General features: G+C 46.6%; 1 protein-coding gene. It reads right to left on the bottom strand.

The genetic code is table 11. The features are described from left to right. Positions 1–79 precede the first annotated feature (79 nt). A partial coding sequence (locus R2S57_RS30405; protein WP_316848663.1) for a tyrosine-type recombinase/integrase occupies positions 80–635 on the bottom strand: 556 nt, incomplete at its 5' end.

Here is a 635-nt window from a genome sequence, read left to right as displayed (position 1 = left end):
GTGCGGACTGCCTGATTGTTGAAATGGAACATATTCATGTAGCCATCCATAGATATGCCGGGCAATCTTACGGGCATCTTCAGTTGATTTCTTCATCCTGTTGCACCTCCGGAACAATAATATTGAAAGATTCCATTGTCTTATCTGCTATCACATCAGCAAACCTGGGAACCAGTGAATAATAATACCTCGTGCTCTTCAGGTCGGCGTGTCCCATACTCTTGCTCAGGTACACAAACTTCGCATGGAACTCCATACCGTATCCCGTCCAGCGATTTATGTTCTCTATTGCATAATGGTGTCGCAGTTCGTATGCGGTAGCATGGGAACTATTATCCCTGTCCCATAACTCCCTGAAATTCGCCTGCACCCACTGACGGTCATAACATTTTCCCGTTCTTGAGGGGAAAAAGTAGGTTCGGTCGGGATGCATCCTACTAATGGCCCCATCATATTTCCTCACAAGATCCAACATGGTATCATGTAGGACTATAAAATGCTGGCCAGGCCCCTTCGAATAACGGATGTTAAGGACGCCGTTAACAAGGTCTACGTCGGCCAATCTGAGCAGCCTTGCCTCGGTAGTCCTTATTCCACTACTGTAGAGCAGCCGGAAGAATACAGGGACAATTATT

This window comes from Pedobacter psychrodurus (assembly GCF_032678585.1).
Classification (GTDB): domain Bacteria; phylum Bacteroidota; class Bacteroidia; order Sphingobacteriales; family Sphingobacteriaceae; genus Pedobacter; species Pedobacter psychrodurus_A.
This window is presented reverse-complemented; position numbering and strand designations above follow the sequence as displayed.